Source organism: Bacillus sp. HMA207 (genome assembly GCF_003402455.1).
GTDB classification, from domain to species: domain Bacteria; phylum Bacillota; class Bacilli; order Bacillales; family Bacillaceae_G; genus Bacillus_A; species Bacillus_A cereus.
On the sequence record NZ_BEZT01000014.1, the window covers coordinates 1 to 2453 of the forward strand.

Consider the following 2453-nt stretch of genomic DNA (forward strand, 5'->3'; position numbering starts at 1 on the left):
GTTAACACTTTCGTTAATTGATGTCAACTAAGTTTTTTATTTCGTTTGTCGCTTTCGACGTTAATGTCATCGGCGACTTGTTCTATATTACACCTCTAAAGTATAATCGTCAATACGTTTTTTAAAAAACTTTATATTTTATAGATTTCATTTACGTATTTCTTCTATAAGTTATATACAAGCATCCCACAGAACAATCTATGGGGTGCTCTTCTACCATAAAAACTATTGTTCTTTCGACGGTACCGAACAACTTCCATCAGTACAAGAAAGATCGCTTCCACCCTCTGAAGAAAGTTCTTGCAACTTAGGTGTAGGATTCTCTTCTTCCCACACTTGCTGAAGTGCACCAACAAAAGTTTCAAGTGGTTGTGCACCTGAAATAGCATACTTTTGATTAATAATAAAATAAGGCACTCCCGAAATTTGATATTGCTGAGCAATCGCTTCATCAATTCTAACATCATTTGCATACGCATTTTTATCATTAATAACATTTAAAGCTTCTTGCTTATCTAAACCTGAAGCTTCAGCGATAGTAGCAAGTGTATCCACATCGCTTAAATTTTTCGATTCAGTGAAATATGCAAAAAGTAGATTTTCTGTAATCTCTTTTTCTTTCCCTTGATTCTTTGCAAACTTCGCAAGACGATGCGCATCAAAAGTATTAGTCGGCTTCATCTCATCAAAATTAAAACTTAAACCCATACTAGCTGCATGATTTCCTAACTGTACGTTATTACGCTTAGCTTCTTCAATACTAATTCCATACTTTGATGCAAGTACTTCATTAATACTTGTTCCAGAATAGATTGGAGCATTTTGGTCTAATTCAAAACTTTTAAACTCAACTTCAACATCCTTCTTATGTGGAAATTGCTCTAAAGCCATCTCTAATCTACGTTTCCCAATATAGCAAAATGGGCATACAAAATCCGACCATGCTTCAATTTTCATAAAAACACCTCATTAACATTTAGTTTTCAATCATTGTAGCACTGAGATTAAGGAATTCAAAAGTTTTTGCTCTATCTCCTTCATATAGTACATACAAAAACACACTTATAGCAGAATACCTAATTAACAAAAAAACGATAATCAAAAGGATTAACTATTATCCCTCCGATTATCGTCTATATAAATGCAACAATTTTAATTATGCCGGAATATACTTCCCTACGAACTTCCATACAGTATTCCAATATTTATTCGAATCTACTTTCTCCGCTTCTCCATGTCCAGCACCTGGAACAATTAATTTCTCTTTTTCTACTTTTGCAGCATTATATACTTCATCTAACATTTCAAAAGGAACGAATGTATCAGCATCCCCATGAATGAATAACATAGGTGTTTTACTTTTCGCTACTTGTTTTACAGCTGAAGCCTCTTCTAAATCGTAACCAGCTCTTAATTTAGTAACCGTATTTGCCGCATTCATAACAGGAAACTTCGGTAAATGGAATAAATCTTTTAGTTGATAAGTAAATTCATCAATAACAGTTGAGTATCCACAATCTTCAATAATAACTTTAACATTAGAAGGTAAATCTTCTCCTGAAGTCATCATTACAGTTGCCCCGCCCATCGAAACACCAAATAGAGCTATTTCAGCATTAGGATCTTTCTTTAAGATTTGTTGAATCCAAATCAAAACATCTTTACGATCATGCCAGCCCATACCAACATAATCTCCTTCACTATTTCCATGTCCACGAAGGTCTGGTGCTATGACATTATAGCCTTGTTCATAGAAATTACGAACATATTTCGTCATTTCTGATGCTCTACCATTGTATCCATGAACTACAATTGCCCATTTATGACTAGATGGTTCATTCATATATTCATAACCTTTTAAATTTAATTTATCGAAAGAACGTATAGATAATGTGTTAGGTTTATACTTCGATACGAAGTTTGCATTCTTTTCTTCATTTGCAGCCAATACATCTCCCGATGCACTTACCGTTTCTACTAAATGAGGATTATCTTGCAAAAATTCCTTTTCTTGTTTCGCATTTAACGCATAGTTATAAAAATAATTTCCAACTAACATATACACGATTACTAGCAGGACTAAGACTACTATAGTAATTATACTTATCTTTTTCATATTATCTCCTTTTCTAACTTAAATCTTCTTATATTAAAGTACATCAAAAACAACTGTACTATTTTAACACACTGATGAATCCTATCTTTAAGAAATAAAATAGAAAATCTTAAATTACATATAAAAAATCACGAAAGAAATTGAATAAAACTTATATAGCTACGTACTCAAAAACCTTTTTAAAAAGCGAGAAGCACTTCAAAATATTTAGCTTTAAAAAGAAGTTATAAAACACAAAAAAGACGAGTCATTCTGACTCGTCTTAAAGTTGCTTGGCGACGTCCTACTCTCACAGGGACAAGGTCCCAACTACCATCGGCGCTAGAGAGCTTAACTT

Annotated in this window: 2 protein-coding genes; both read right to left on the reverse strand. The window is 33.0% G+C overall.

All coding sequences use genetic code 11. The features are described 5' to 3' along the window. Nucleotides 1-225: 225 nt before the first annotated feature. Entirely contained in the window at nucleotides 226-957 is a 732-nt protein-coding gene (locus HMAS_RS27480) for a DsbA family oxidoreductase (RefSeq protein WP_000687403.1), read from the reverse strand. A 199-nt stretch (nucleotides 958-1156) separates the two neighbouring features. Next, a complete protein-coding gene (locus HMAS_RS27485; RefSeq protein ID WP_000723981.1) occupies nucleotides 1157-2116 on the reverse strand; it encodes an alpha/beta hydrolase in 960 nt (319 codons plus the stop codon). Nucleotides 2117-2453 lie beyond the last annotated feature (337 nt).